The sequence below is a fragment of the Frankia gtarii genome (genome assembly GCF_025403375.1).
Lineage (GTDB): Bacteria > Actinomycetota > Actinomycetes > Frankiales > Frankiaceae > Frankia > Frankia gtarii.
Genome location: NZ_JAMPTM010000368.1, coordinates 1 through 5,850, shown reverse-complemented (window position 1 = coordinate 5,850; position 5,850 = coordinate 1). Strand labels below are relative to the sequence as shown.

4 protein-coding genes are annotated in these 5,850 nt (G+C 72.2%); all 4 read right to left on the bottom strand.

Annotation, left to right across the window (positions count from 1 at the left end; all coding sequences use genetic code 11):
• Nucleotides 1-127: 127 nt before the first annotated feature.
• A complete protein-coding gene (locus NBZ83_RS29630) occupies nucleotides 128-1,420 on the bottom strand; it encodes a glycosyltransferase (RefSeq protein ID WP_261576270.1) in 1,293 nt (430 codons plus the stop codon).
• A 232-nt stretch (nucleotides 1,421-1,652) separates the two neighbouring features.
• A complete protein-coding gene (locus NBZ83_RS29625) occupies nucleotides 1,653-3,026 on the bottom strand; it encodes a choice-of-anchor P family protein (protein WP_261570869.1) in 1,374 nt (457 codons plus the stop codon).
• A gap of 130 nt (nucleotides 3,027-3,156) precedes the next feature.
• On the bottom strand, nucleotides 3,157-4,494 hold the full coding sequence (locus tag NBZ83_RS29620) for a nucleotide sugar dehydrogenase (RefSeq protein ID WP_261570870.1): 1,338 nt from the start codon (nucleotides 4,492-4,494) through the stop codon (nucleotides 3,157-3,159).
• A gap of 71 nt (nucleotides 4,495-4,565) precedes the next feature.
• Nucleotides 4,566-5,672: a non-hydrolyzing UDP-N-acetylglucosamine 2-epimerase gene (gene wecB, locus NBZ83_RS29615; RefSeq protein ID WP_498041092.1), complete on the bottom strand. Its 1,107-nt coding sequence runs from the start codon at nucleotides 5,670-5,672 to the stop codon at nucleotides 4,566-4,568.
• Nucleotides 5,673-5,850 lie beyond the last annotated feature (178 nt).

Here is a 5,850-nt window from a genome sequence, read left to right as displayed (position 1 = left end):
GGGCGGGTCTCGGTCGCGGACCCGCTCGGGGCACCTGGCCGCTGGTCGACACGGGCGTCCGCGGGCGCTGTGCGCCCGATGGTCTCCACTGCGGACGTGGTCGCCGGGGTTGATGTGCTCTCCGGGTTCATGATCGCCCTCTCGTCGGCTGAGGGGTCCGCACGGGTGGCAATCCGGGCGGCAATCCGGACGGCGATCCGGACGGCGTGGCCGGGCCGCCGCGCGCCGGCGGATCCCAACCGGCGATCGCCGCGTAGAAGGCCGACGCCCGCGTGGCCAGCCGGTCGCCGCGGTAGTTCTCGGCGGCGGCGCGGTTGCGCGCGGACATCGCGGCGAGCGTGTCGGGTGAGGCGAGGACCTCGGCGATCCGTATCGCGAGCCGTTCTGGATCTTCGGACGGGACGAGGTCCTGCGGCGCGAGCAGCTCGACGGTCCCGCCGACGGCGGTGGCAATCGCGGGTACCCCGCGGGCCATCGCCTCGATGAGCACCCGGGCCAGGCCTTCCGTCCGCGACGGCAGGACGAACAGGTCGGCGGCGTCGAGCACGGCGCGCACGCCGGCCCGGTCGAGCGCCGGCACGAACTCGACGACGTCGGTGAGCCCCTCTCGCCGGGCGGCGCGGACGAGGGCGGCGTGATGGCGACCGGTGCCGACGATGACGACGCGCAGCCGGTGCCCCCACGCGTCGAGCATGCCGACCGCGGCCAGCAGGATGTCGTGGCCCTTGTACCGGCGGTCCTGCGAGCCGATCGTCACCAGCGTCGCCGGTACCGGCGGCCGGACGGCGCGCGGGCGGGCCGCGGTGAAGTCCTCGGCGTTCAGGCGACCGTAGGCGTAGGCGGCCGTCAACGCCCCGGCCGCCGGCGGGTAGCGGCGTTGCAGGGTCTCGCGGGTGACGTAGCCGACCGCCCGGGCTCCGGCGGCGTGCCGGGCCAGCCAGCGCCGCGCCGGCCGGCGCGCCCAGCGGCCGAACATCCCGCCGGCGACCGCCTCGGCATCGCCGATGATCTCCAGGGCGTAGGGCAGCCCGCGGGCACGCACCTCGGTGACGAGGGCCGCCCCGACCATGCCGGGCATCACCGCGAGGTAGCGGGTGTCCACGACCTGGGGCGCAAGCTGGCCACCCGAGTCAAGCCCCTTGGCGATTACGGAGCGTAGTGATCGCGCGGTGCGCAGATAGCCGCCCGGCCCCTGGTAGGGCGGCAACGCGACGACGCGGACCCCGTCGCCCTCGACCGGGAAGGTCGCTGTCACCGCCGGGTCGGGGGACGCCGCTCCGACCCGGGCGAGCACCACGACCTCGTCGAAGACGCCGAGGTAGCCGCACCAGTGCGGGTAGGCCTCACCGGGAGTGCGGGCCAGTACCGCGTCGTCGACTCCCCGGTGGAACCGTGCCTCCGTCGCGACGACAACTCGCATGGTCCCCGCCCTTCACCGATGCTCCCCCCAGGACGTGGACAACCTACAGCCATTACGCGACTACAGAGAGATACAACACTCACGGAGGGTCCGGACGCCGAGGCTCGTCATCCTGCGACGGAGGAACGAACGGGCGGGTGGGGCATTGCGCCCCACCCGCCCGGCCCTCACAGAGGTCGCACCCTGGGGGTGCAACCATGCATCCCCAGGGGTTGTGACTGCGTCGTGCGGGTTACGGCGTCTGGCTCACCGCCAGGCACTTCGCCGGGTCCGGTACGTCCGCGCAGATCTCGCCGACATGCCCGGACGACAGCGCGGTGATGTCATGCGCGTCGAGCGGCGCCGACAGCGGGGTCGCCCCGCTGTCGGATGCGTTGATCGACGCGACGCCCAGCCGGATCACGGCCCCGACCGGCAGGACTCCCGCGATCTGGATCACCACTTCGACGGCCCGGACCTCCAGCGCACTGGCGGTCTGGATCTGGCGGTTCAACACCACGTACCCGACCCCTGGCAGCGGGATGAAGGTGTTGGGTGCCACGTTCGCCGGGATGGGTACCCCGGCTATCGCCAGGTCGGCGAACTGGGTTCCGGTGGAATCGAGCACGGCGGGTTGGCCGTTGCTCTTCGAGGCGTTCGCCTGCGAGGTGATCGAACTGGCCGTGATCTGCCCGCTCAAGATATTGATGTTGGCCAACGTGATCTTCGTGGTGCCAAGCGTGGGATTACCCAGGACCGCCGCCCCCGAGGCCGAGATCACCCCGGTGGTGAGGACGCCCGGCCGGTTGATGCCGGCCAGGTTCGCTGTGGTCGATCCACCGTTACAGGGAACGCTCTGCGCGATGAGCGGGCTCACCGACAGCGGACCCGCCGCGATCAGGTCGGAGTACGCCACCCCGGTCACGAACACCGGCGGCTTCGGCAGGAAGCGCGACTGGGTGAAGCCCAGCGCGATGTCCAGGCCGGCGTTCGGTCCCGAGAGGACCTGCACCCGTGCCCCGATGGTGCGGATCCCGTTCGTCGCCACGGTCTGCTGGTTGAGCGTGATCGTCCCGATGCCCGGGAGCCCGATCACCGTGTTCGGAGCGATCGCGCCGAGCGGGATCGGGAGGCCGAGCACGGTCAGGCTGCCCAGCGAGACCGCGCCGGCGCTCGCGACGGTCGTCCCGGTGTTGACCGCGGTCGAGGTGACGGCGAGGCCGCTGAACCCGATCCGTCCGCCCAGGAGGCTCGCGCTGGCCACCGTGCTACGGGTGATCGCGACCTGGTTGTTGTTCGGACCCACCTCCGAGGTGGTCGCGGACTGGAAGACCGTGGCCGCCGAGATCACCCCCGGGACGTTGACGAGGCCCCCGGCGCTCACCGCCAGGTTCGGCTGGACGGTGCAGGAGATCCCGGCCGGGAACGTCGGCCCCGACGTCACCGTGCTACCCAGCACGACCTGTGTCCCGTAGGCGTACTGCTCGTAGGCCAGGGGGCTGGCGACGGCCGAGGCCGGGCTCACCCCCACGCCGACCATGGTGGCCGCGAGGACGCCACCGGACACGACGCCGGCGATGAGCCGGCGCGGTCCCACCCGGTGTGCCGCGCGGAACGAGCTTCGCATCAGATCCCTCCTTTCGTAAGTTGATCATTACTTTCAGCGATCATCCTAGGAGGGAAGGGCTGATAAATCGACTACTAGTAAGTAGTCAGTTTCGTTGAGTGAGTTTCGGGCGTGTCGTCGTACGGGTAGGTCAGAGTGATTCCACGGCTAGTCCGGCGTCTTCGTGCCGGGTCGCCTGGGATGGGACCGTCACGACGGCGGAGCCCGACCGCCGGGCATCGGTCGGACCGGGCAGCCAGCGGCGGGTGTCGAGCACGAGCCGAGCGTGCCGGGTCACCGTGTCGCGGTCGAAGGCGTCATGGTCGACGAGCACGACGACGAGGTCCGCCGCCGCGAGCTCGGCCGCGCCCGCCTCGACGAGGGTCACCCTCGCCGGCAGCCGCGCCGGGTCGACGTGCGGGTCCGCGGCGCGCACGTCGGCGCCGAGATCGGCCAGCAGACCGGCGACGCGGGTCGCCGGCGCCTCCCGCGCGTCGCCGGTGTTCCGCTTGTACGCCAGCCCCAGCAGCAGGATGCGCCGGCCGGCGACGGGCAGGTGCCGGGCGTTGAGCATCTCGGTCACCCGGCGCACGACGTGTTCGGGCATGTGGTCGTTGACGTCGTTGGCCAGCTCGACGAACCGGAAGCTGCGCCCCAGGCTGCGGCGTACCCGCCAGGACAGGTACGACGGGTCGATGGGCAGGCAGTGGCCGCCGACGCCGGGACCGGGGGTGAAGCGCAGGTAGCCGAACGGCTTCGTCGACGCGGCGTCGATCGCCTCCCAGACGTCGACGCCGAGCTCGTGGGCGAACATCGCCAGCTCGTTCACCAGCGCGATGTTGACGTGTCGGAAGGTGTTCTCCAGCAGCTTCGTCAGCTCCGCGGTGCGGGTCGAACCGACCGGGACCGTCCGTTCGATCAGGCTGTCGTAGAAGGCGGTGACGGCGGCCAGCGATGCCGGGCCCGTGCCGGAGACCACCTTGGGCGTGTTCACCAGGTTCCACGTCTGGTTCCCGGGGTCGATGCGTTCCGGGGAGTAGCCGAGGTGGAAGTCCACCCCGGGGTGCAGCCCGGAGCCCTCGGCCAGCAGCGGGGCGAGCAGCTCCTCGGTCGTCCCGGGATAGGTGGTTGACTCCAGGATCACGGTGGATCCGGTGGTGACCAGGGGCGCCAGGCTGCGCGCGGCGTCGACGATGTAGGACAGGTCGGGTGCGCCCTCGCGCAGCGGGGTCGGCACGGTGATCACGGCGACGTCGAATCCGCCGGCCCGCGCGTAGTCGAGAGTCGGCTCGTACCGGCCGCTGCGCAGGGCCGCGGCGAGCTCGGGGTCCGGGATGTCCTCGACGTAGGAGTGCCCGGCCGCGAGCCGGGCGGCCCGGTCGGGATCCACCTCCACTCCGACGACATGCCAGCCCATGGCGACGGCCCGCATCGCCACCGGGAGACCGACGTAGCCCTGCCCGACCACCACCAGCTTGTTCGATGACATGAGCAGAGTGTTGCTTATTAATTACATAGTGAGACGTAGCTGATTCATCGTGTCCTCAGCGCGCGGTGTCCTCAGCGCGCGGTGGCCACCGAGTCCATGGAGGCACCGCCGGCCGTGGGTGCCGTCACCGCCTGTGCCAGCACCCGGGCGATCCGCCGACCGGCCTGCCCGTCCCACAGCGCCGGACGGCGCGCGACCGGCGGATGCTCCAGGGTGTCCAGCGCCGCGGTGACGACGATCCGGCGGTCACGCCCGACCACACGATTCGTGCCCTCGACGACCGTCAGCGGGCGCTCGGTGGACTCCCGCAACGTCAGGCACGGCACGCCGAGCACCGTCGACTCCTCCTGGATCCCGCCCGAGTCGGTGAGCACGATCCGTGCGCCGGCCTGCAGGGCCACCGAGTCGAGGTACCCGACCGGGCCGAGCAGGCGGACCCCCGGCGGCAACCGGTCACCCACCCGGGCCGCCGTACGCGGGTGCGCCGGGAAGACCAGCGGGCAGCGAGCCGCGATCTCACCGAGCGCCTCGAGCAGACCGGCGAGCGCCGCGACGTCGTCGACGTTGGCCGGCCGGTGCAGGGTGACCAGCCCGTAGCCGCCGGGATGCAACCCGAGCTCGGCGAGGGTCGGCCGGGCGAGCGCCTCGTCCCGGCGGGCCAGCAGGGTGTCGACCATGACGTTGCCGACGAGGTGCACCGACCGCGGCGCGGCGCCCTCCCGCAGCAGGTGTTCCACCGCGTCCGGCGACGGGGCGAACAGGTCGGCGCACAGCTGGTCCGTGACGATACGGTTGATCTCCTCGGGCATCGACCGGTCGCCGCTGCGCAGACCCGCCTCGACGTGCGCGGCCCGCACCCCCGCCTTGGCCGCGACGAGCGCGCAGGCAAGAGTGGAGTTCACGTCCCCGAACACGACGACGACGTCGGGGGCCAGCCGATCCAGCAGCGGCTCGAAGGCGGTCATCACCGCGGCCGTCTGCACGGCGTGGGAGCCCGAGCCCGCCGCCAGATGGTGGTCGGGGCGGCGCAGATCGAGCTCGGCGAAGAACACCCCGCTCATCGCCTCGTCGTAGTGCTGGCCGGTATGCACGAGGGTGGTGCGGAACCCGTCGGCCGCCAGGGCGTCCAGAACCGGCTTGGCCTTGACGAAGTTGGGCCGGGCGCCCGCGACGACCACCGCGTGCGGCCCCGGGGGCGCCTGCGGCACCGGGGGCGCAGATTGGGGGATCCGCTGGCCGGGCGGCCGCGCCGCCCGGCCGCCAGCCGACCAGCCGGCCCCCCCGGTCACGGCCTGACCTCGGGGGACGCTCCCTGGGCCGGCAGACCCGCGAACGGTGCGCCGACGGCCGGCGGGG